This window comes from Methanoculleus sp. UBA208, from assembly GCF_002498065.1.
In the GTDB taxonomy this organism is placed as follows: Archaea; Halobacteriota; Methanomicrobia; order Methanomicrobiales; family Methanoculleaceae; genus Methanoculleus.
This window is the reverse complement of record NZ_DAFZ01000040.1, coordinates 51,814-73,732: the sequence shown is the minus strand read 5'-3', so window position 1 is coordinate 73,732 and position 21,919 is coordinate 51,814. Positions and strand designations below refer to the sequence as shown.

Annotated in this window: 23 protein-coding genes and 1 tRNA gene; 9 read left to right on the top strand and 15 right to left on the bottom strand. The window is 64.8% G+C overall.

The annotated features are described in order from the left end of the window. Positions 1 to 3 precede the first annotated feature (3 nt). The 3 genes from BRA62_RS03820 to BRA62_RS03810 form a co-directional block, all read right to left on the bottom strand. Entirely contained in the window at positions 4 to 663 is a 660-nt protein-coding gene (locus tag BRA62_RS03820; RefSeq protein ID WP_292364960.1) for a hypothetical protein, read from the bottom strand. A 69-nt stretch (positions 664 to 732) separates the two neighbouring features. After that, on the bottom strand, positions 733 to 1,014 hold the full coding sequence (locus tag BRA62_RS03815; protein ID WP_292364959.1) for a DUF1294 domain-containing protein: 282 nt from the start codon (positions 1,012 to 1,014) through the stop codon (positions 733 to 735). A gap of 120 nt (positions 1,015 to 1,134) precedes the next feature. After that, positions 1,135 to 1,392 carry a rubredoxin gene (locus tag BRA62_RS03810; RefSeq protein ID WP_331518801.1) on the bottom strand — a complete coding sequence of 86 codons (258 nt, stop codon included), beginning with the start codon at positions 1,390 to 1,392 and terminating at the stop codon, positions 1,135 to 1,137. Between the two features lie 11 nt (positions 1,393 to 1,403). On the opposite strand from BRA62_RS03810, the gene BRA62_RS03805 reads away from it, so the two are divergent. Further along, positions 1,404 to 2,297 carry a prenyltransferase gene (locus BRA62_RS03805; RefSeq protein WP_292364958.1) on the top strand — a complete coding sequence of 298 codons (894 nt, stop codon included), beginning with the start codon at positions 1,404 to 1,406 and terminating at the stop codon, positions 2,295 to 2,297. Between the two features lie 241 nt (positions 2,298 to 2,538). Here the strand turns inward: BRA62_RS03805 and BRA62_RS03800 are convergent, their stop codons facing one another. The 5 genes from BRA62_RS03800 to thiC form a co-directional block, all read right to left on the bottom strand. Further along, positions 2,539 to 2,856, bottom strand: a complete 318-nt coding sequence (locus BRA62_RS03800; protein WP_292364956.1) for a cupredoxin domain-containing protein — start codon at positions 2,854 to 2,856, stop codon at positions 2,539 to 2,541. Positions 2,857 to 2,981: 125 nt separating this feature from the next. Further along, positions 2,982 to 4,469 carry a PQQ-dependent sugar dehydrogenase gene (locus BRA62_RS03795; protein WP_292364954.1) on the bottom strand — a complete coding sequence of 496 codons (1,488 nt, stop codon included), beginning with the start codon at positions 4,467 to 4,469 and terminating at the stop codon, positions 2,982 to 2,984. A gap of 35 nt (positions 4,470 to 4,504) precedes the next feature. Next, entirely contained in the window at positions 4,505 to 6,517 is a 2,013-nt protein-coding gene (locus BRA62_RS03790) for a DUF2298 domain-containing protein (protein ID WP_292364952.1), read from the bottom strand. Positions 6,518 to 6,686: 169 nt separating this feature from the next. Further along, on the bottom strand, positions 6,687 to 6,947 hold the full coding sequence (locus BRA62_RS03785; RefSeq protein WP_292364951.1) for a hypothetical protein: 261 nt from the start codon (positions 6,945 to 6,947) through the stop codon (positions 6,687 to 6,689). 270 nt (positions 6,948 to 7,217) lie between these two features. Further along, a complete protein-coding gene (thiC, locus tag BRA62_RS03780; protein ID WP_292364950.1) occupies positions 7,218 to 8,456 on the bottom strand; it encodes a phosphomethylpyrimidine synthase ThiC in 1,239 nt (412 codons plus the stop codon). Between the two features lie 207 nt (positions 8,457 to 8,663). On the opposite strand from thiC, the gene BRA62_RS03775 reads away from it, so the two are divergent. Further along, positions 8,664 to 8,858 carry a CxxC-x17-CxxC domain-containing protein gene (locus tag BRA62_RS03775; RefSeq protein WP_054847721.1) on the top strand — a complete coding sequence of 65 codons (195 nt, stop codon included), beginning with the start codon at positions 8,664 to 8,666 and terminating at the stop codon, positions 8,856 to 8,858. 826 nt (positions 8,859 to 9,684) lie between these two features. Here the strand turns inward: BRA62_RS03775 and BRA62_RS03770 are convergent. The 5 genes from BRA62_RS03770 to BRA62_RS03750 all read right to left on the bottom strand — a co-directional run bounded on the left by BRA62_RS03770 (position 9,685) and on the right by BRA62_RS03750 (position 12,357). Further along, on the bottom strand, positions 9,685 to 10,554 hold the full coding sequence (locus tag BRA62_RS03770; RefSeq protein ID WP_292364948.1) for an ATP-binding protein: 870 nt from the start codon (positions 10,552 to 10,554) through the stop codon (positions 9,685 to 9,687). After that, entirely contained in the window at positions 10,551 to 11,402 is an 852-nt protein-coding gene (locus BRA62_RS03765) for an ATP-binding protein (protein WP_292364947.1), read from the bottom strand. The genes BRA62_RS03770 and BRA62_RS03765 overlap by 4 nt, the downstream gene beginning before the upstream one ends. A gap of 13 nt (positions 11,403 to 11,415) precedes the next feature. After that, complete coding sequence (locus tag BRA62_RS03760) at positions 11,416 to 11,757, bottom strand: NifB/NifX family molybdenum-iron cluster-binding protein (RefSeq protein WP_292364945.1); 342 nt, start codon at positions 11,755 to 11,757, stop codon at positions 11,416 to 11,418. A gap of 64 nt (positions 11,758 to 11,821) precedes the next feature. Further along, positions 11,822 to 11,995 carry a 4Fe-4S binding protein gene (locus tag BRA62_RS03755; RefSeq protein ID WP_292364943.1) on the bottom strand — a complete coding sequence of 58 codons (174 nt, stop codon included), beginning with the start codon at positions 11,993 to 11,995 and terminating at the stop codon, positions 11,822 to 11,824. Positions 11,996 to 11,997: 2 nt separating this feature from the next. After that, a complete protein-coding gene (locus BRA62_RS03750; RefSeq protein WP_292364942.1) occupies positions 11,998 to 12,357 on the bottom strand; it encodes a NifB/NifX family molybdenum-iron cluster-binding protein in 360 nt (119 codons plus the stop codon). Positions 12,358 to 12,531: 174 nt separating this feature from the next. Here BRA62_RS03750 and BRA62_RS03745 point away from each other — a divergent pair, with 174 nt between their 5' ends. The 6 genes from BRA62_RS03745 (at position 12,532) to BRA62_RS03720 (ending at position 19,327) form a co-directional block, all read left to right on the top strand. Continuing rightward, positions 12,532 to 14,928 (top strand): Lon protease family protein, encoded by a 2,397-nt coding sequence (locus BRA62_RS03745; protein WP_292364941.1) that lies wholly within the window; start codon positions 12,532 to 12,534, stop codon positions 14,926 to 14,928. Positions 14,929 to 14,933: 5 nt separating this feature from the next. After that, a complete protein-coding gene (gene nifS / locus BRA62_RS03740; RefSeq protein WP_292364940.1) occupies positions 14,934 to 16,106 on the top strand; it encodes a cysteine desulfurase NifS in 1,173 nt (390 codons plus the stop codon). Beyond that, positions 16,107 to 17,453, top strand: coding sequence for a phosphomannomutase/phosphoglucomutase (locus tag BRA62_RS03735; protein WP_292364939.1), 1,347 nt, complete (start codon positions 16,107 to 16,109; stop codon positions 17,451 to 17,453). Positions 17,454 to 17,981: 528 nt separating this feature from the next. Further along, entirely contained in the window at positions 17,982 to 18,272 is a 291-nt protein-coding gene (locus BRA62_RS03730; protein ID WP_292364937.1) for an ATP cone domain-containing protein, read from the top strand. A gap of 244 nt (positions 18,273 to 18,516) precedes the next feature. Continuing rightward, a tRNA-Ile gene (locus tag BRA62_RS03725) sits at positions 18,517 to 18,591 on the top strand. A 163-nt stretch (positions 18,592 to 18,754) separates the two neighbouring features. Further along, a complete protein-coding gene (locus BRA62_RS03720) occupies positions 18,755 to 19,327 on the top strand; it encodes a Holliday junction resolvase-like protein (RefSeq protein WP_292364936.1) in 573 nt (190 codons plus the stop codon). Between the two features lie 57 nt (positions 19,328 to 19,384). Here BRA62_RS03720 and BRA62_RS03715 read toward each other — a convergent pair whose 3' ends face one another. Both BRA62_RS03715 and BRA62_RS03710 read right to left on the bottom strand, forming a co-directional pair. Beyond that, positions 19,385 to 19,762, bottom strand: a complete 378-nt coding sequence (locus BRA62_RS03715; RefSeq protein ID WP_292364935.1) for a DUF134 domain-containing protein — start codon at positions 19,760 to 19,762, stop codon at positions 19,385 to 19,387. A 65-nt stretch (positions 19,763 to 19,827) separates the two neighbouring features. Further along, a complete protein-coding gene (locus BRA62_RS03710; RefSeq protein ID WP_292364933.1) occupies positions 19,828 to 20,028 on the bottom strand; it encodes a DUF5320 domain-containing protein in 201 nt (66 codons plus the stop codon). Between the two features lie 190 nt (positions 20,029 to 20,218). Between BRA62_RS03710 and BRA62_RS03705 the strand changes: the two genes are divergently transcribed. After that, on the top strand, positions 20,219 to 21,868 hold the full coding sequence (locus tag BRA62_RS03705) for a SulP family inorganic anion transporter (protein ID WP_292364931.1): 1,650 nt from the start codon (positions 20,219 to 20,221) through the stop codon (positions 21,866 to 21,868). Positions 21,869 to 21,919 lie beyond the last annotated feature (51 nt).

Here is a 21,919-nt window from a genome sequence, read left to right as displayed (position 1 = left end):
CTTCTACCCCTCCCGGCCGCACGCGAGGAGCGGCGCTGCACGCCCGAGCGCTTCGGTGCCCCCCTCGATGTAGATGAGGCCGAGAACCGCCCGGGCAAGGGTCTCCTTCTCCTGCTCGAGTTTCTCGCCGTCCGGAGAGCAGCGGAACCCGGAACCGATCCGGCTCTCGTGAAGACCCCACCGGTCACAGAGGGCGGCGAGGCCTGCCGCCCCGACGTCTTCGCCGGGGAGGACCTTCAGCCGCAGGGTGACGTCGCCGATGAGGGCAAGGGCGTGGGAGTCGTCGGCGAAGTTCCCGAGCATTGCCAGGTCGTCTGCACGGATCGGGAGCGCGTCTTCGGGGAACCCGGCAAGTATCTCCGAAAAGAGCTGCTTTGTAGAAGGGGCCATCAGAACCCGGGCAAGCCCGTCCGGGCCGCGGAAGGCATGCCCGGTCTCCTGCTCGATGTGGGGAAGGGTGCGCTCCGCCACAAGAGCCGCCTGCTTCGCCAGGCGGCCGGTCGCCCTGCACCACCCACGTATCCGCCGGAGCCGCCGCGATCGCCGGGCCGAACGCCGGTGAGCGGGGAGGTACTCCAGACGGTACTCGCGCATGAGCCCCTCCTGCAGCGCCGCGAAGACCTCCTCGAGCGGGCGGGAGAGCGCCCCGTACTCGTACGCCATACGATATGGTGGGATAACGGATTGATTATAACTTTGTCCTCATGTAAACCCTCATCTGTTGATGAGAGGTTACACGAGACCCAGAACGAGCGCGGCGGCGAGCACGAGGTGCAGGCAGAGAAAGACAGGGACGAGCCGGAACTTCGCCTTCTGTGTCTTGTGCCGGAAGGCACGCATCGCGGCAAACGCCCCGAACGGCCCGAACAGGGCGAGGACGAGGAGCGTCTTCTCCGGCGTTCTCTTTGCGCTCCTCTTTGCAAACTTTTTGTCGCGGTAATAGGCAATGAATGAGGCGGCGTTCACCAGAGCATAGATTGCCAGAGCAACGCCCGGTAGTAAGGTATCGGTCATTGAGAACTCCCGCCGCCCGCCCCGATTCCCGAACCTCGGGGCTATAGCAGGGTACTCTACGCTCTCAACCTTTTTATGCAGTCCTCTCCGGTTGTGCTTCTGCCTAGCGCCCTGGAGAGTTCAGAGCCCGAGCCTCGCGAGAGGCGATACGAACGGAGAGAACCTGCCTTTCTCCGCGAGGCAGACCGGGCAGTGCCAGTCTTCGGGGAGGGCTTCAAACGAGGTTCCCGGCGGAGCGTCCGTATCGCCGGTCTTTTCATCGTAGATATGCCCGCATATTGAGCAGCGGTAGGCCTGCATGGTCGTGAGGTGAACCGGCTGGGACTTAACCCTGCCGCCGGACCAGCAACGCTTTTTGAACCAGGACGTGGAATCCACTATATACCATCATGAGAAAGACCCTCGCGGCGCTTGCCGACCTGACCCGCATCCACTTCTTCTTCGTCTGGCCCCTGCTCTTCTGCTCGGGACTTTCGCTCGCGTTCGCGAACTACGGCGGGTTCTCGTGGGAACTCGTCGGCCGGGCGGCGCTGATCGGCCTTCTCGGATTCGAGGCCGGGTTCGTCCTGAACGACTACGTCGACCGGGAGTACGACAGGAGGGACGTCAACGGCTCGCTCACCCGCTACTGGCGGCCGTTCGGCGAGCGGCCGATACCGGCGGGGAGGATCTCCCCCAGGGCGGCATTCGCCCTCTTCATCATCCTCGCCGGCCTCGCGGCCGTGTTCGCCGCAACCCTTCCTTCGCCGCACAACCTCTACGTCCTCGGCATCATGGGCTACTCATACCTGGTCGAGTACTTCTACCAGACGAAAAAACGCAACCAGAAGATCCCGCTCGCCCAGGTGATCGGGCGGACGGACTTCGCCCTCTTCCCCGTCGCCGGCTACCTGGTGTACGGGAATCCGGACGCGACCGCTCTCCTCTTCTTCCTCTTCTTCTACCCCTGGACGCTCGCGCACCTCGGGGCAAACGACATCGCCGATATCGTAAACGACCGCGCCCGGGGGATGGCGACGATCCCCGTTCTTTACGGCATGAAGGGCGCGGCCGCCTGGGTTCTCGGCTTCTCGGCCGTCCACGCGGGTATGGCGCTCGTCTTTGGTCTCATCCTCGGGCCCGTCACGCTCGCGGGCTTTGTCGCGGGGCTCGTCCTCCTCGGGGCTGCAAACTACCTCGTCGTCCGGGGGAAGAGCGCGGACGCGGCGATGCGGGCGCTCCCGCTCATGCACGCATCGCTGCTCGTCTACGCCGCGGCGATCATCGCGGGCGCCGTTCTTTAGATCTCCTTCTCCATCCAGACGGTGTCGAAGAGGACTCCGCGCTTGGTGCCGACGTTCCCAAAGCGCCGCTATCATCATCGGGGATGGGCCCTGTTGAAATGCTTTCCACAACCTCCGATAACGCCCGGTTACCAATAGAGGTCGGTAATGCAGGGATAATCCAGAGGTGATTCGTCCTCTGGGGGAGGGTTACAGCAAAGCCCGGGGATGCGTCCAGGGGGTTGCCCGGCCGCTCCCTTCTCTACTCCACGACGAAGTCGCCGTTCATCGAGGGGTGGACATCGCACCGGAAGAAGTAGGTCCCCGGGGTTTCGGGTGCCGTGAAGGTATAGGTCACCTGGCCTGGGCCGGTGACGATCTCGCCGATGAAGATTGCCGCGGTCGCCGAGGAGTCCGTGTAGACCGCGACGTTGTGCGGGACCCCGGCGTCCCGGTTGTCGAAGTTCACCGTCACCTCCGCACCCCCGGGGACCGTTATCGTCTCCGTGCTGAAGGCAAAGTTCTCGGCCGCGATCGCGACCGTCACCCTCTCCGCGGCGCGGACCACCTCCGGGGTCACGCCCGCACCCCCGCGACGGATGCCATGACTACGGTTATTCGTGCCATGAGCCCACCGGGGGGCCCGGAGGCATAAAGGTTGCCCCGGCCGGTGCCGGAGCCGCGGGCTCCTCTGCACCTCGAAAGTTACGTCTGCAACGGCGCGGTGGCATTCGCCGGGACGATCTTCCAGACCCTGCCGGTCGCGGTGGACGGATCCGGTCCGGCGACACCGGTCGTGAGCGCGTAGATCTCCGAATCTTCATCTTCACCGAACCCGAGGAGGAAGGCACCCGTGCTTTCCGCGGGTGTCACGTTGAGCCTCTGCAGCCGCCACATCGCGACGTCTTCGGGCGTGAGGTTCTCCGCGGAGCCGGGAAAGCCCGATGCGTTCCACCCCGGCGGGGGTGCCGCGGCGGCGAAATTGCCGTTCCAGTAACCGAAGACGTAGTGCCCGGAAAGGTCCGGGAGCGCCGTGCCGTTGTAAACCCTGCCGCCGATGATGACGGGGCCCAGGTCACGGCCGCCCTCGATGATGGGCCCGATCAGGGGCTCCCCGCGGCGGCCGACGGCCTCGCAGGTCCCGGGAGGTGTGCGGAAATTCAGGAGGTCGAAGCAGTGGGTTCCCTCCCTGAGGCGCCAGCCGTAGTTGCCGCCGCCTGTGACGAGCGAGACCTCTTCGAAGAGATCCTGCCCGGCATCAGCCACGTACAGGTTGCCTTCGGCGTCGCACGAGATGAACGCCGGGTTCCGGAACCCGTAAGCGTAGATCTCGGGCGGGATGCTCGCGTTTGCAACAAACGGGTTGTCCGCCGGAACTCCGTAGAGGACCCCCGCCCCTGTCGCCCGGGTGGCGTTCTCCGGGACGTTTCCGGCAGAGATGTCGTCCACGTCGATCCGGAGCACACTGCCGTAGATGTTCGCCGGGTCCTGGGCGTTCCCGGTCTCCGGGGTGTGGCCGGTCCCGCTGTCGCCTGCCCCACCCCCGTCGCCGAGCGGCACGTAGAGGTAGCCGTCGCGGGGGCTGAACGCTATGCTCCCACCGTTATGGGTGGACTGCGGTTTGTCGATCTCCAGGAGGACCCGTTCGGAGGCCATGTCCGCCCGGTCCGGGCCTGCAGGATCGAGCCGGAACTCGGATACGCGGTTCGTGCAGTCCCAGCCCTCGGGCCCCTCCGGCCGTAAGGGGGCGCTGTAGAACGCAAAGACCCGCCCGTTCTCCCGGAAGGCGGGGTGGAAAGCTATCGAGAGGAGGCCGCGCTCATCGAACGCGGGGTTGAGATCGACCATGCGATCCCGGACGTCCAGGAACGGCTCCTCAAGGAGGGTGCCGTTCCCGTCGATGACCGAGACCGTCCCGACCTGGTCGACGACGAAGAGCCTGCCCGTGCCGTCGCCGGCGTCCGTGAGCATCAGCGGCGCGACGAAACCCCCGGCCACGGGCTCGAGGCTCACGTTGGGCGTCTCGTTCTCCCCGGCAAGCCTCGTCACGGAGGTGCCGTTCCGGTACTCCGCCGCGTACGCCGACCCGGCGTTCGTCAGGTTTCCGGCGGCCGGCAACTCCTGCGCCCCGGCAAAGCCCGCCAGAGCGAAGATGATGAAAACGGATGCCATGACTGCGACTGCTCGTGTCATGAGCCTCATCCCGTGGGCGGGACAGATAAAGGTTATCAACCCCGCTCGTAGATCCGGACCCCGCCTTCGTCGTAGACGAGACGAAGCCCGCTGTCCGGCAGCCGGACGTCGTAGCGCTCGTGCTCGGGCTCGCCGACGTAGAGAAGGGTCGCGTTGTACTTCTCCATGAGCGCGACGGTGCTCCCGGGATCCTCGTATATCGCCCGGATATCCGCCGGACGCTCGGTGTACCAGGCACCGTTCCCCCGCCAGGTCAGCTCGTGGCCGATCTGCCCGAGGACCGTCGGGATGCCGGAAAACGACGAGATCCGTGAGTAGTAGCCGTAGTCCCCGTTCTCCCCCTCCACAATACAGTGGCCACCCGGAAGCGTCCTGAGATAATCGATCGCCGCGGCCTCCCCGGGCCGCGTGGCCTCAAGGTAGGCAAGCCCGTCGAGGGTACGGTAGCCCGCCGGTGGGTAGTCTATCCCGAGAAGGCCCCGGCCGATATCGACGTCGAGGGCGAACGGGGCGGCGATGAGGGCGGCGGCTGCGGCGACGGCAGCACCCTTCCGTGCCGCCGCCGGGAGGACCGGGCGCCGTCCTGCAAGCCACTTCCCGGCGAGGAGGAGGGAGCCCGTGCCGAGAAGGATCCAGGCGTCGAAGTAGAACTTGAAGATGGTGTTGAACCGGCTGTAGTCCCCGCCGAGCATCTCCTGGAAGTAGAAGATCTCGCAGACGGCGAGCACCGAAAGACCGGCGATACAGAGGAGGTCCGGGAACGCGTGACGCCTCCGCAGGAGGAGGTAGGCGAGCGGCACCAGCGCGATCCCGAGGGCGGCGTAGCCGGCGGCGAGGGGCGGAAGGGCGACAGCGGCGAGAACGGGAAACCGCCGGATATCCCGGGCGACGGCGGCGTAGATGACTGCGAGGAACCCTCCCCAGACCGCGACGAAGACGGGCGGGTCGGTGGGCGGAAACCCCCACCCGATCCCGCCGATGCCCGCGGGTTCGAGGTGCAGGTAGTAGGGGAGATAGATGAGGAAAGCGATCGCAGGGACCGCGATGGCAGCGGCGAGGGTGGAGCGGTCCCGCTCGGAGAGGATGAGCACGAGGAGGAAGGCGGCGACGATGGGGCCGTAGACGAGGGCGTCCCAGGAGGAGAGGAGCGGCATCGAGCCGATGGAGAGGGCCAGGAGGAGGGCGAGGGCCCCACGCGCCCGGAGATCGAGCCCGCCCCACCGGCACCATGCAAACCCGAGGAGGAGGAGAAGGAAGGCCTGGTTGAACACGGCCATCTCGAAGGCGTGGACGTTCCCGAGGAAGAGTGAGAAGGCCGGAAACTCGAACCGGGCGCCGGTGACGATCCAGTTGGTGTCCTGCAACGCGTTATAGAGGTCGGCGCCCGCAGCGAGGAACCAGGGGACCGACGGGGGAACAAGGAGGAGGGCTGCGAGCGGTACCCACCGCCACCGCGAAAGAAGGAGATGCCCGAGGGCATAGAGCGCAACAAACGCCGTTCCGTAGACCGTGGCCGGGATGAGGTTGAAGACCACCTCCGACGGGACGGCGGTGACGATTGCAAGGCAGCCCATCAGCCAGTGGCCGAGGTAGTAGTAGACGGTGAGGTGCCCGCCCGCAAACCAGGGGTCGAGCGGCGGCACCACGGGTTCCCGGATGACGCTCGCGAGGAAGGCGTGGTTCATGTACTGCTCGCTGAAGTAGCCGACAGGCGGGTTTACGAACCGGACGGAAAGGGCGAAGAGGAACCCGGCCAGGAAGACCGCATCCCATGAAAGGAGGGGCCGGATCTCCCGGAGACGGTAATCGCCCCGCCGGATGCCCCAGATCCCGAGGGCCAGAAAGACGAGGAGGGCGAGGGCGACCGGGATGCGGAGGAGGCCGCAGTACCAGGTCGTGAGGGCGAAGAGGAGGAGAGAGGCCGGATAGGCCGCCGGGTAGGCATGGTCCCCGAGTGCCGGGCGGAGGCGAGGCCAGAGGGCCAGCTGGAGCCCCTTCAGGAGCCCGGCCCAGAGGAGCACGTCGTATGCCTGCAGGATGAGGTCCACGCCCTGCTATCGGGGTTGGAGTATATGCGCTTTGTGCTCACCGGGTGCAGCCGACGGGCAGGTCGCCGGAAGGTTGCTCGACTACTTTGAGGAGAACGCACGACCGGGCGAGCGGTCCGGCGAGATGGACCGGGGGACCGCCCCCGAAATCTCGGCGGTCAGGGGCCGCCTATCGCGGTTGTGCCTCCACTCTCTTCGCTTCGGGAGGGCCTCCCTCGTGGTCGCCCCAGTCCCCGCATTCGGTGATGACCTTCCACGTCTCCCGGATCCCCTCCTCCAGCCGTGCGATCCGGGCGGTCCCGCCGAGGCTCTCCTCGACCTCGAAGAACTCCCGTGCTTTCTGCTCGTTGAACGGGCCGTAGCGCTTGATGCCGTCGTCGTCGCTGAGGACTTCGACCCTGTACTTCAGCCGGGAACCATTCATCATCATTCACCAGGCGAGAGAGTCACCTGCCGTCCCATAAACGTTGGGGATCCCTCAACGGCACGGTGGGGGTGAGGGAAACCCGTTACGATTACCGCCGCGTTCCGATCCGGAGCGAATGGGATCGCGGTGGCGAGCACAAATTTTTGCAATCTCCAGTATTTTTCCACAAGACCACGATGCGTGGAAGACCCCCGGTAACAAGGATGGCGGCACCGCCCGCGACCATGTGTTTTCCTTCCGGAGGGAGCCTGTGCGGGAGAGGGAGATACCCCCTCACCTCTGCTCCCTGAGCCGCTTCATGAGGGCGACCGCACAGAAGTCCCCGCACATCGTGCATGGCCCTGATTCGGGGGCGAGATCCCTTGCGGTTTCCGGGTCGATGGCATGGGCGATCTGTCCATCCCAGTCGAGGCGGGAGCGGGAACGAGCGAGGGCGAGGTCCTCGCCGTCCGGGCCGTACTTGATCGAGTCGCCGATATGAGCGGCGATCTTAAAAGCGATGAGCCCTTCCCGCACCTGGTCGGGGGTCGGGAGGCCGAGGTGCTCGGCCGGTGTGAGATAGCAGAGGTAATCGGCGCCTGCGCCGCTTGCGATGCTTGCGCCGACACACCCTGCGATGTGGTCATACCCGACAGCAATGTCGGTGGGGAGAGGGCCGGCGACAAACAGCGGCGCGCGGGAGTGCTCCCGGTAACGCCGGAGGTAAACAGGGATCCGGTCGGCTCTGACATGGCCGCCGAGCCCCTCGATGATCGTCTGGACGCCGCGTTCATGGGCGTAGGCGGCAAGCCGCGCGTTCCAGCGCATCTCTCCCTTCTGGGCCTCGTCCATCTCATCGTGGATGCACCCGCTCCGCATCGCATTGCCGAGGGAGAGGACGATGTCGTGTTCCCTGAGGATGGCGAGGATCTCATCGAAGTGCTCGACGAAGGGATTCTCAGCGTCGTGAACGAGCATGTAGGCGGCGGTGATCGATCCGCCCTTCGAGACGACCCCCATGATCCGCTCACCGTCCCAGGCGGCGTCGATCATCTCCCTGCTGACGGCGTGGAGGACGAACGAGGAGACCCCCTCCTCTGCCTGATGCCTGATGGTGGCGAGGATATCCTCTGCGGTCATAGTATCGATGCCGATCTCGGCAGCGACCTGGTAGACCGGCACCGTGGTGACCGGGAGAGTGGTGGCGGCAAAGATCGCACGCCGGAACGCTGTGATATCGCCGCCGGTGGAGAGGTCGGTAATAGTGTCCGCGCCGTGCAGCCCGGCAATCCTGGCCTTTTCGACCTCCTCTTCGGGATGAACCCAGGAGGTCGAGGTCCCGAGGTTGACGTTGACCTTCGTCCTCAACCCGCGGCCGATGCCGATTGAGCATGTTGCTCGTGTCATGATAACGGCTTCGCCAACGGCGACGGAGTAGCGGAGATCTTCGGCCTCGATCCCTTCGGCCGCTGCGACCGCTTCCATCCGAGGGGTGATGGACCCCTCCTGGGCCTCTTCGATCTGGGTCTTCATCTCTCCATCCGTTGGATTCCAAACCCGAAAAAGTCCGCGACGGAAATGCTGCCGTTCGATCGCCATCCCATGCCCGATAACCCTGCAGAGCCCCCGGCCCGGGGAGCAAACCGGGACGCCCTCGGCCTCCCTTACCGCACCTCCCCGGGCCGGTGAAGTACGTTATATACTATCCAATCACAACTCTACAGGCAGTGTTCTATCTGCATGAGCAATCCAATGGATTATAACAGAGGAAACAGAAATTTCGGTGGTCCGAGGAACTTCGGCGGCCCCCGTGAAATGACAAAGACTATTTGTTCGGACTGCGGAAAGGAGTGCGAAGTCCCCTTCAAGCCGACCGAAGGCAGACCCGTGTATTGCCAGGACTGCCTCCCGAAGCACAGAAAACCCCGGTTCTAAACCAATAAATCCCTTTTTTTCGGCTCCGTTGAAACGTTTTCCACAACCCCCGGGTATCCCGGGTTGCGCGAAACCCAGGAGTTCGAGCAGCCGTCACAGACCGTCGAAGTCGTCCCAAAAGTCCCACATGGTTGAAGATTCACACGGTTCTGAATGCGATTACGAGCGTTCATAACGAATTGGACGATCTCGTATCAAATTACGGCTCTGTTGAAACCCTGCTTTGATCTTCATCCTTTCCCTGAGGAGGGTGGTGCCACACCAGGCCTCTCCCCGGGCCGGCCTTTTTTCTCGCGCATGTCCTCAGGCAGTGGACCGTGGTGACTATCGCCACTCCGGGTGGCGGGGAGGGGGTCTCCCCTGTCTCCACGTTGTAATGGATCTCTGTAACCCCCACCACCCGCGCTTCGCGCTCCTCCCGCCCCGGGGGGGCGGGCAGTGCGTGGCGATAGGCTATGCCCCTACGGGACATCGCTGGAGAAGACCGAGGGTCCTGGACTTGCGATGGACACAACATCCGGAGCACGAGCACCGCACGTGCGCAGCCTCTGAGTTACCCCTGACTGCAGCCATCTGGAGCAAGCAAGTGGGTTTCAACAAGGCCCACGATCCTGAACCGCTTCCCATCGGCTATCGCCACGCGGGGGAGGGACCGGGAGGTGCGACCGAAGGGAGCTTGAGAAACTCGGTGAGTTTCGAAGGGGTGTCCCCCTCCCGGCAGAGACGTTTTGGGATGGCCTCTGCCGACACCCATCTGTCCGTTGACCGGTCGCCCTTCACAACTCGCACCAGACGGTGATCGCGAGAGCCTGAGAAAAAAAGTGGGCTATACAAGCCCGAGTTCGGCAAAGAGGCTGTCCCGGAGCGCCCGGAGAGCATCCGTCGCCGGGGACTCACTCCGGGTCACGGGGCGGCCGCCTCGCACCGCTTCGATCACCTGCGGATCGAACGGGATCTTTCCTGCCACCAGGATCTCCTCCTCCCTGCAGTAGTCCTCGATCCTTGCGCAGATATCCTCCGCGAGGTCGAACCGGTTGATGACGACGAAGATCCGGACGCCGAACCGCCGGCAGACCGTCACAAGCCGTTCGAGGTCGTGGAGCGCCGAGACCCCCGGCTCCGTGACGATGAGGACCGCGTCCATGCCGCTGACCGTCGCGATCAGCGGGCAGCCTATCCCCGGCGGGCCGTCCGCAAGAAGCAGGTCGGCGCCGTCCGCAAGGCTCACGGCCCGCTTCTTCACCTCGGTGACGAGCAATCCTGAGTTCCCGGAGCCCGGGAAGAGCCGGGCATGGGCGAGATTGCCCCGGTCGGTCGCCGAGGTGTAGATCTCGCCGCAGACACGGGGTTCCATCGAGACCGCCCCCATGGGGCAGACATAGGTGCAGACGCCGCAGCCTTCGCAGTGCAGCGCATCAACCTCCCAGGCGTCGTTGCGGCGCACGATCGCCCTGAAACGACAGTGATCCGCGCATATCCCGCAATCGCGGCACCGCTCCGGGTCGATCCGGGCCGCCGCGAGCCCCCGGAACTCTTCCGTCGTAAGCCGCCGGGGGCGGAAGAGAAGTTCCAGGTTCGCGGCATCCACGTCGCAGTCGGCAAGGACCTGCGGCACTCCGCTGATATCCGCAAGCGCCGCCGCCACCATCGTCTTCCCAGTGCCGCCCTTGCCGCTCGTGACCGCGAGCCGTATCACGGGCTCACCCCCGCAATCTTCACGATCGCGTCGAAGAGGCCGGCGAACCGCCCCTCCCACCCGGGAAGGTCACGGCAGATGAGCCCGCCCCGGTTCTGGACTGCGGCGATCTCCCGCGAGAACGGGATGGTCATGAGGATAGGAAGCCCGCGCTCCCGGCAGAAGTCGAGGGTCGCCTCGTCCTGGCCGTCGCTGCGGTTGATCACGACGCCGGCGGGAATGCCGACCCCCTCCGCCACCTCGGCCGCGAGGCGGAGATCGTGCAGCCCGAACGGCGTTGACTCCGTCACCAGGACGCAGACATCGCTCCCCTCGAGGGTCTCGATCACCGGGCAGGCTATCCCCGGGGAGGCGTCGTAGAGGGTGAGCGGGTGCCCTTCCGCGAGCAGTTTTGCCGCCCTGATGACCGCCGGGGCCTGCACCTCACCCTCGTTTAAAACCCCGCTGATCAGGGTGAGGGAGGGGAGGGGGCAGGAGCACGCAACCCGGCCGACGGTGCGCGGGACTTCCTCGATCGCTCCCTGCGGGCAGACGAGGGAGCAGCCCCCGCACGAGTGGCAGAGTTCCGGGAAGACGAGGACGCGGTCTTTGAGAACCGAAAGCGCCCCGAACCGGCAGAACTTCCCGCACTCACCGCAGAAGGTGCAACGGGCGAGATCGATCTCCGGGACCGGCGTCGTCACCGGCACGTCCACGGCAGCGGCGGGGAAGAAGAGGTGGAGGTTCGGTTCCTCGACATCGCAGTCGACGAGCGCCACCTCACGGGAGAGGGCGAGTGTGCAGGCGAGGTTCGCCGCCACCGTGCTCTTCCCGGTGCCGCCTTTGCCGCTTGCAATCGTGATCTTCATGCTGGATCCCGGTTCAGGCGAGGGAGAGCGGCTGCAGGTTCCCGGCGGTATACTCCGCAAGGGCATCGGCCACGCTGCCGCTTCCGCGGTAGGCGTACGCCTTGATCCCGCCCGCTTCAAGCGCCCGGGCGGCGTTCCCGCCGACCTGGCCGGTGATGACCACCGTCGCGCCGTGCTCCGAAAACATCTGGACCGCACGGGGTCCGACCCCGCCCGCAGCGTCGACAAGGGGATTCTCAATCGATTCCACTTTCCCCGTCTCCGTATCGACGAAGACGAAGTAAGGTGCCCGGCCGAACCGCTGCTCGACCGGGGCGTCCGTGCCTGCTGCACGTGCTGTGATACCAACTATCATTCTGATGCACTCCTCTGGTGATTTTTGCTCATATGAGCATAATACTATGGATGGTGCTATCGTATCACTCAAGCGAGATGGCGCCCGCCGGGCACTCGTCCACGCAGGTCCCGCAATCAACACAGAGATCGGCGTCGACTTTTGCCTTCCCGTCCTCCATGGTAATTGCGGCCGCCGGGCAGGCATCCACGCACGTTTCGCACCCGGTGCATGCCCCGGGGTCAACCACCGCTGCCATGCTCAGTGCGCTCCGTCGCACTCGCCGCCGTCTTCGTGGTGGCAGGAACTCTTCCCCGGAGAAAGACGGCCGGCGATATAGTCCTGTGCGACATAATCAACGTTTCCACCGATGCCGAGGAGCACATTGATACCATTCTCGTGGAAGATCTCGACAGCCCGCGGCCCCATTCCGCCCGCGATGATCAGGTTGACTCCGTGCTCCGCGAGGAAGACCGGGAGCCGCCCGGGTTCGTGGCCGGGGTTCGCGAGGTCGTCTCTGCGGTAGATGATCGAATCTTCGACGTCGAATATGGCGTACCCCTGGCAGTGACCGAAGTGTTCGGATACCCGGTTTCCGTCCTGTGCAATTGCTATCCTCATAATATCTCCTGTTCCTTGCGGCTCCGTGCATATCATCGGCCGCATACAAACGTACTACACATATGCGCGAAAGAAAGTAAAACCACCTATCGTACCATCCGGTGCCGGAACGGGGAACCTTTTTTAGGGCGAGCGACATCCTGCGAAGTAGTTGCAGCAACTGTGGTGAGACTGATGATTCAGCCCTTGGATATCGGAGAGTACCGGAACGTTTACGAGCCGGGAAAAGTGGAGTGCGCCAGCACCGAGGATATGCGGCCGCTGGAAGAGATCATAGGCCAGGAGCGGGCACTGCGGGCGTTGCGGTTCGGTCTCGAGATCCGGGAGGCCGGGTTCAACGTCTACACCGCAGGCGCCCAGGGCACCGGGAGGAGGACCGCCGTCCGGAGTTTCCTCGACGAGCTCGCGAAGACCAAACCCCGGGCGAGCGACTGGATCTATGTCCACAACTTCGAGAACCAGTACGAGCCCAACGCCATCGGCCTCCCGGCCGGAAAGGGGGCCCGGTTCAGGGAGGATATGAAGCAATTCATCGAGGAGGCCCGGCAGGCGCTTCCCCGGGCGTTCGAGAGCGAGGAGTACGCAAAACGGCGGGACGAAACGCTTCAGGCGCTCCAGGGGAACAGGACGGATCTCATCGCCCGGATCAACCAGAAAGCCCAGGAGGCGGGGTTCACCATCCAGATGAGCCCCATCGGCCTTTTGACCATCCCGGTCATCAACGGGAGGCCGGTCCCCGAGGAGGAGTTCATCAACCTCCCAGACGAGGTGCGGGCGGAGGTCCAGCGGAGGCGGGACGCCTTGAACGCCGAACTCCGGAGCACGCTCCGGCAGGTGCAGGACATCGAGCGGCAGGGGGCCGAGGCGGTCAAGAAACTGAACCACGACATCGCCCTCTACGCGATAGGCAACCTCGTCACCGAACTCAAGGAGAAGTATGCCGACGTCGCGGAAGTCCCCGATTACATCGACGCCGTCCAGAACGACATCCTCGAGAACGTTCAGATATTCCTCGGTGTCCCCGAGCAGCAGGGCGTCCCGCCCCAGTTCCAGGCCCTCATGCGTGAGATTCCGTTTCGGAAGTATGAGGTGAACGTCGTCGTGGATAACGCCGGCGCCGAAGGCGCACCGGTGGTCTTCGAGCAGAACCCCACCTACCAGAACCTCCTCGGAAAGATCGAGAGGGAGGTCCAGTTCGGCATCTTTACGACCGACTTCACGATGATCCGGCCGGGTTCGCTCCATCGGGCCAACGGCGGCCACCTCATCCTCGACGTCGAAGACCTCCTGCGCGCCCCCCTCTCCTGGGACGGGCTCAAGACGGCCTTAAAGACCGGGGAAGCCGTCATCGAGGAGCCGGGAGAGCGGATGGGATTCATCACGGCAAAGACCGTCAAGCCCGAGGCCGTCCCACTCGACATCAAGGTGGCACTCGTCGGGACGCCCATGATCTACCAGCTCCTCTACCGGATGGACCCCGATTTCAAGGAGCTCTTCAAGGTCAAGGCCGACTTCGACATCGTGATGGAAAGGAACGACGAAAACTCCGAAAAATACGCCGACTTCATGTGCAACCTCGTCCGGGAGGAGAACCTCCGGCACCTGGACCGGGAGGCGATCGCCCGGGTGATCGAGTACGGTTCGCGCCTCGCCGAGGATAAGCAGAAACTCTCGACCCGGTTCGCCACGGTCGCGGACCTCATCCGGGAGGCGAACTTCTACGCCGCAAGCGACGGGACTGAGCAGATCGAGAGAAAACACGTCACGAAGGCGATCGAGGAGAAGATCTACCGCTCGAACCTGATCCAGCAAAAGATCGAGGAGGCAATCCGGCGGGGGATCTTCCTCATCGATACGGAGGGCGAGAAGGTCGGCCAGGTGAACGGCCTCTCGGTCATCGGACTCGGGGACTTCGCCTTCGGCCGGCCGTCGAAGGTGACCGCGAGCATCGGGGTCGGCCGCGAGGGGCTCGTGGACATCGAGCGGGAGGCTGCGCTCGGCGGGCCGATCCACACGAAAGGCGTCCTGATCATCAACGGCTACCTCAACAACAACTATGCACACGATAAGCCGCTTTCCCTCTCGGCCCGGCTCGTCTTCGAACAGAGCTACGAGGGGATCGAGGGCGACTCTGCATCGAGCACCGAGCTCTACGCCCTCCTCTCGGCGCTCTCGGGGCTTCCGCTGAAGCAATACCTCGCGGTCACGGGGTCGGTGAACCAGAAGGGCGAGGTGCAGGCGATCGGGGGCGTGAACGAGAAGCTGGAGGGGTTCTTCGAGGTCTGCAAGACCAAAGGGCTCGACGGGAACCAGGGGGCGCTGATCCCGGCAAGCAACGTCCAGAACTTGATGCTGAAAGAGGAGATCGTCGAGGCCGCGAAGGCCGGGAAGTTCCGGATCTACCCGGTGCGGACGATCGACGAGGGGATCGAGGTTCTCACGGGTGTTCCGGCAGGCACCCGGCGCGAGGACGGGACCTACGAGGAGGGGACGGTGAACTACCTGGTGGACCGGCGCCTGAGGGAGATGGCCGAGACGATGCGCGGGTTCCAGCCGACGATGGCGAAGTGACCCGGATGGAGCGGAGGCGGTCGGTCTACATGGACCATGCGGCGACGACGCCGGTGCGGCCGGAGGTCGCCCGGGCGATGCTCCCCTACTTCTCGGAGCGGTTCGGGAACCCTTCGTCGCTTTATTCCCTCGCCCGCGAGGCGGAGGAGGCTGTGGAGGAAGCACGGGGACGCGTGGCGGCGGCGATCGGGGCAAGCCCCGAGGAGGTCTTCTTCACCTCGGGCGGGACGGAGGCCGACAACTGGGCGATCAAGGGAGCGGCGGCGGTGAGGCAGAAGAAGGGCGACCATATCGTCACCTCCGCGATCGAGCACCACGCCGTCCTCCATACCTGCCAGAGCCTCGAGAAGCAGGGCTACCGGGTCACCTACCTCCCGGTGGACGGGTACGGCCGGGTCGATCCGGCGGCGGTCGATGAGGCGATCACCGATGCGGCCATCCTCGTCTCGGTGATGGCCGCGAACAACGAGATCGGGACGATTCAACCCATCAAGGCGATCGCGGAAGTCGCACACGACCACACAATCCCGTTCCATACCGACGCCGTCCAGGCGATCGGGGCCTTCCCGGTGGACGTGGACGAGATGGGGGCCGACCTCCTCGCCATCTCCGCCCACAAGTTCGGCGGCCCGAAGGGGACGGGAGCGCTCTACATCCGGCGGGGAACCCGCATAACGACGTTCATGCACGGCGGGGCGCAGGAGCGGGGCCGGCGGGCCGGAACCGAGAACGTTCCCGGGATCGTCGGGCTCGGGCGGGCGATCGAACTTGCAACCGCCGATATCCCCGGGAAGGCCGCCCGGATTGCCGCGATGCGCGATCGGCTGATCCGGGGAATCCCGGACGCGATCCCGGACACCCGGTTGAACGGTCACCCGACCGAACGGCTGGCGAACAACGTGAACGTTGCGTTCCGCTACGTCGAGGGCGAGTCGATCCTTCTCATGCTCGACGCCCTCGGGGTTGCCGCCTCGACGGGGAGCGCCTGCACCTCGGCGTCGCTCGACCCCTCACACGTCCTGACCGCCTGTGGCCTTCCGCCCGAGCACGCCCACGGCTCGCTCCGGCTCACCCTCGGGCACGCGAACACCGACGACGACGTCGACTACGTCCTTGAAGTGCTCCCGGGGATTATCGAGCGGCTGCGGGCGATCTCATCGCTCCGGGGGGAGGCTTGAATGGCCGGGATCTTTCGGGCCTACGACATCCGGGGGCGCTACCCGGACGAACTCGACGAAGCGACTGCGCAGAGGATCGGGAACGCCTTCGTCGCGCTTCTTGCAGCGGAGCGGATCGTCGTCGGGCGGGACATGCGGCCATCCTCGGTACCGCTCGCCCGGGCGTTCATCAGGGGTGCGGTCGAAGCCGGGGCGGAGGTCGCCGATATCGGGATGGCGAGCACCCCGCTCCTCAACTACGCCGTCGTTGCCGGGGGGTTCGACGGCGGGGCGATGGTGACCGCCTCCCACCTCCCGGGGGAGATGAACGGGTTCAAACTCGCCCGCGAAAACGCCGTCCCCCTCTCCGGCGACCGCGACCTGCCGCTCCTCGAGACCCGGGTAGGGGAGGAGGAGGTCGCCCGCGCCGGGGGGTCGTCCCGCGAGATCGAGATGCTGGACGCCTACATCGGGACGGTGGCCGGGTTCGTCCGGGCACCGAAACCCCTCACGGTCGTCGTGGATGCCGGGAACGGGATGGCCGGGCCGGAGGTGCCCCGGCTCTTCGACCGGGTCCCGGCATGGCGCCTTTCGCCGCTGTATCTCGAGCCCGACGGCCGGTTCCCCCACCACCACGCAAACCCGCTCGACCCCGCGACCACCCGGGAACTGCAGGACAGGGTCGTCGCGGAGGGTGCCGACATGGGGGTCGCGTTCGACGGTGACGGCGACCGGTGCGGTTTCATCGACGAGCGGGGCGAGCGGGTCCGGGAAGACCTGGTGACCGGGCTCATCGCGGAGTTCCTGCTCGAGGAGAAGCCGGGGGCGACGATCCTCTACGACCTCCGCTCAAGCCGGGCGGTCCGCGAGGCGATCGATCGGGCCGGGGGCCGGGGTGTCCGCTCAAGGGTCGGTCACGCCTTCATCAAGGCACTGATGCGGGAGGAGGACGCGCTGTTCGCCGGGGAACTCTCCGGGCACTACTACTACCGGGATATGGGGTTTGCCGACAACGGACTCCTCACGCTGGTCATGATCGCAAACATCCTCGCCGCGAGCGGCCGGACGCTCTCCGACCTCATCCGGCCGCTGGACCGTTACCCCTCGACCGGAGAGATCAACCTCCAGGTGAACGATCCCGCGGCGGTGCTCGCGGTGCTTGCGGCGCGCTACCGCGACGCGGACCTCGACAGGCTCGACGGGTTGACGGTGACCTATCCCGACTGGTGGTTCAACATCCGCCGCTCCCACACCGAGCCGGTGGTGCGGCTGAACATCGAGGCGGATACGGCGGAGGCCCTCGACGAGAGGAGAGAGGAGGTGCTCTCGGCCATCCGGGACGCCGAGGAGGGGGCGAGGGGGGCGTAAGGGCCGGAGCTCGAGCACCTGACGGTGCTCACGCTCCTGTCATTCCGGCAGTCGCGGCTCGAAGCCTGGCGGCTTCTCATGCTCCGTTTGCACCTATCGGTGCTCAAACTCCTGCCCATAGGGCAGTCGCATTCCGTTGGAACGTCGCACCCTCCGGGCCATCGCATCCTACGGACAGTCGTTCTCCGGAACATTGCACCCTACGGCTCGTCGCAACTCGAAAACGCTTCGCCTTTTCTCGTGCACCCGCCGTTCCGCCGGGTGCATGCCCCACACAGTAGATTCGTTCGGTTCTTCGCCACCCGGGAAGGCGCCGTTAATCCATTGCTTCGGCGGGAAGGGCACGAGGGGCGGCAGCCGCAACTTATAAGTATGCGATGTCCCACTGTTGCCCGGCAGGCTGCAGCTTGCAACCGAAGCGGGGCCGGGTGGAGCGCCCGGAAAACCGTTATCCAGGAAAAAGAGCCGGGATGCAACGGGCACCCGGGCCTCGAGAAAAGCAGAACAGGTATTGATGTGGTGATGATAATGGCGGAACAACAGCAGATGGAGTCCCGGCCCTGGCAGGAGACCGTGGTCCGGAAGACCAACAACCAGGAGGAGGAGTTCAACCCTGACAAGATCAGGAGATCGGTGCAGAACGCCGGAGCAAACCAGCAGCTGGCGGACGAGATCACCCAGCAGATCCAGGGGAGCACGCACAGCGGGATGACGACCACCGAGATCGACAACAGTATCCAGGATATCCTCAAGCAGAGGGATATGAACGCCTACAACAACTGGATGCAGTGGAAAGAGCAGCACCAGAAGATGCGGTAGGTGGGTTTTTCGGAGCATTCTGCAGGCAGTCTCTCATACTACAGGTGCCGGAGACCCGCCGGGAGGTTTGCACGGCGGACTTCCGGACGTTACGCCTGTCGGGTATGCAGGCGCCCTGCAGAACGCGCACAATGTTTTTATGATCAAAGAACAATATTTATATGCAGTGATATTCCGGGAAAATCCCGGAGATCTGAAATAAATGCGCCGTTTCTGAATTCAGGTCGGCTGCATCACAATTCTCGGGCCCGTAGCTTAGTCCGGTCAGAGCGCCCGGCTCATAACCGGGCGGTCGTGGGTTCGAATCCCTCCGGGCCCATATGTTTTACGAGTACCCCATGGGAAGATGCGGTACTTGAAGGGTCGGTTCTGCGGAGCAGTTCCGCAAGGCGGTTTTATAAATGAGCGTCCATCCAATGCCTTGCAGGGAAATCCGTTAGAAAAAGCCTATCTGCCGGCACGTGAGACTTTCCTAAGATACTATGATCGATCTGATCGAATGGGGCGTCATCCTTTTATTGTTTCTTGCTGTTTTAGTTCTATTTTACAAATACTCCAGGATCCAGGGTCAGGTCGAGCAAAAAGCACGGGAGATATTCGAGTCCTGGCGCCGGAGGGAACGAGAAGATATTGAAAACTGGAAAGAGCAGGAACTCAAGCGTCTTTCGGACGAAAAAGCAAAGATCCTGTTTGAAACGTGGAGGCAGGACGAAGAGGGGAATATCCGCACCGATGCGGTCAGGCGCAGCCAATCGGTGACCCGGGGGAAGGTCACGGAGTGCCTCATCCCCTACTTCCCGGACTTCCCCTACAATCCAAAGGATGCACGGTTTTTAGGGACTCCGGTCGATCTCATCGTCTTTGACGGGTTGTCCGACGCCGATGAAGTGCAGAACGTGGTCTTCGTTGAGATAAAAACGGGCAAAGCCGCCAGCCTGAGTAAACGGGAACGTGCAGTCAGGGAGTGCATCAAAGCCGGTCGGGTGCAATATTTTATTATCCACCAGTCGTTCGATGAAAGCGCCAATCAACTGCACGATATGGGGATGAACTAGTCATACATGGCCGGATCGGGTTTTGAACCGCTTCAAAAAGGTGCAGAGCGCATGCCCTCATCTCGGCGACGGTTCGAAGGAGGTGTCCTCGTCTTCCGGACACCCCTCCTCCCGCCGGCGGCCGCACCCGCCGATCCGGATCGTCTTCCCGTGCACCAGGGCGTCGGCGACCTTCGCCCGCGCCTCGTGGAGGTCGCGCCAGAGGGTCTTTCTGGAGACGCCGAGGGCAACGGCGGCCTCCTCCTGCTCAAGTCCCTGGAGGTCGACGAGCCGGAGGGTCTCCACCTCCTCGGGGAGGATGACGACAAACTCGTCGGGACCCCCGCAGAGGGGGCCAAAACAGCGAAACGCTCCCCGATCCCCGATGATCCGGCGGACCCGGGGGCGGCCCCGCTGGCGGCGGCCGCGCCCCTCGCCGGGCTCTCTCTCGTTCATGGTATCATCTCTGGAGAAGAGCTCCGTCCCACATGCAGATAGTGCCTTCGCTCCGGCACCGGCCGTTACCACCGACCGCGTGCCCGGCCGCCACGGCCAAAGCCGCGACCGCATCCCCACGGGATACCGCCCCGGCCGATGCCGCGAAGCACCGGCGTGGAAGATTCGCCTTCCGCCGCCGGCGTCCCGGGCAGGACGCACCGGCCCCGGCGGCCGCCCGTCATCGGGCCGCGGCCGGCCGGTCCGGTTCCATCAAATCCTGGCATGTTGTATCACCTCAATTAATACACATATGTGTAAAAATACATTAAAGTGTTTTTTCCGGCAATGGCGGGGCCCCGGGATGTGGTGGTCTAGCTGGTTATGGCGTCGCCCTGATTAGGCGGGGTCACAATCAGCTAGACCACAGTCTCCGGCAGGGCAACCTATATCCCGCGCCCCGCACCCTCCCCGAGCATGCCCGCCGGTGAGCCGAACTGGAGGAGGAGCTTTCCGGCCGACCTGGTCGCCGGGGCGACCACCGCCCTCGTCGGCATACCGCAGGTGATGGGGTTCGCTCTCGTCGCCGGGATCAACCCGCTTTACGGCCTCTATACCGCCGGGTTCGCGACGGCGATCGCGGCGCTCCTCACCGGCTCCTCCTACCTCAAGGTGATGCTCTCAAACGTCCTCGCGGTCTCGATCTACTCGGTCCTCGCCCCGGTCCCGGAGGCCGACATCCCGGCCAGCCTTTTTGTCCTGACGCTCCTTGTCGGGCTCTTTCAGCTCGGGTTCGGGCTCGTCAAGGCGGGCAGCCTGACCCGGTTCGTCTCGAACGCCGTCCTCACCGGGTTCGTCACGGGAGCAGCGCTCCTCATCGTCCTCGGGCAGCTCGGGAACCTCACCGGCTACGAACTTCCGGGAGAAGCGATCCGGATCCTCGCCGTGCCCGACCTCCTCCTCCACACGGGCGAGATCCAGCCGCAGGCGCTCGCGGTCGGCATCCTCACCATCGCCCTCGTCCTCGCCTTCAGGCGGGTGCCGCCCCTTCGTTCCGTCGCCTTCCTCCTCCCGGTCATCATCGCAACCCTCCTCGTTCTGGCCGCATTCCCGGAGGTCGCGCTCGTCGGCGATATCGCCGCCATCCCCGCCGGCCTCCCGGTTCCTGCCGCCCCCGACCTCGCCCTCGCGCCCGGATTCCTCGTCCCGGCGCTCGCCCTCGCCATCATCGGGCTCGTGATGACCGTCGGGATCACGGAGACGACCCCGGAGCCCGACGGCACCATCGCCGACGTGAACCGGGACTTCTCGGGACAGGGGGTCACGAACATCCTCTGTAGCTTCCTCCAATGCGCACCGGCGAGCGGGTCGCTTTCGGCGACGGCGCTCAACGTCGCCGCAGGGGCAGAAACCCGGATGGCCAACCTTATCTCCGGCGCCCTCGTCGGGGCGGTCGTCGTCCTCGCGGGACCGCTCGCGGAACTGATCCCGCTCCCGGCCCTCGCCGGCATCCTGGTTCTCATCGGGATCGAACTCATGTACCAACCCCGCGAGATTGCCTGCGTCTGGAAATACTCCCGTCCCGGGCGCTGGGCCATGGTCGCCACCTTCGTCTCCACCCAGGTCCTGCCGCTCCAGTACAGTATCTACGTCGGCGTCTTCATCTCGCTTGCCATCTACCTGGTCACCTCCACCCGGGAGGCGACCGTGGTCCGCCTCATCCCGGTGGCCGGGGGGATGTTCCGGGAAGAACCGGCGCCAAAACGGCTCCCGGGCGGCCGCCTCACCATACTCTCGATCTCCGGCAGCGTCTATTTCGCTACCCTCCGGGCGATCGAACGGTCGCTCCCGTCCCCGGAAGGGGCAGAGGGCGCCGTCGTGATCCTCGCTCTCCGGGGGAGGGTCGAAGCCGGAACCGGGCTCTTTCGGATGCTGAAGCGCTACGCCCGGCAGGTCGAGGCCGGGGGAAACCGGCTCATCCTCGCCGAGGTCGACCCCTGGCTTCTTGCTGGCCTCGAAGGGACCGGGGCGGCGGAGGCCATCGGTCACGGAAACATCTTCCTCGCGACGCCGGTCGCCTGGGAGTCGCTCACGGAGGCGATCCGGGCGGCGGAGGCCGGGGAGTGAGACCTCGCCCGGAAAACTCTTTCTTTCGGGAGCGCCCATACCTTCCTCGTG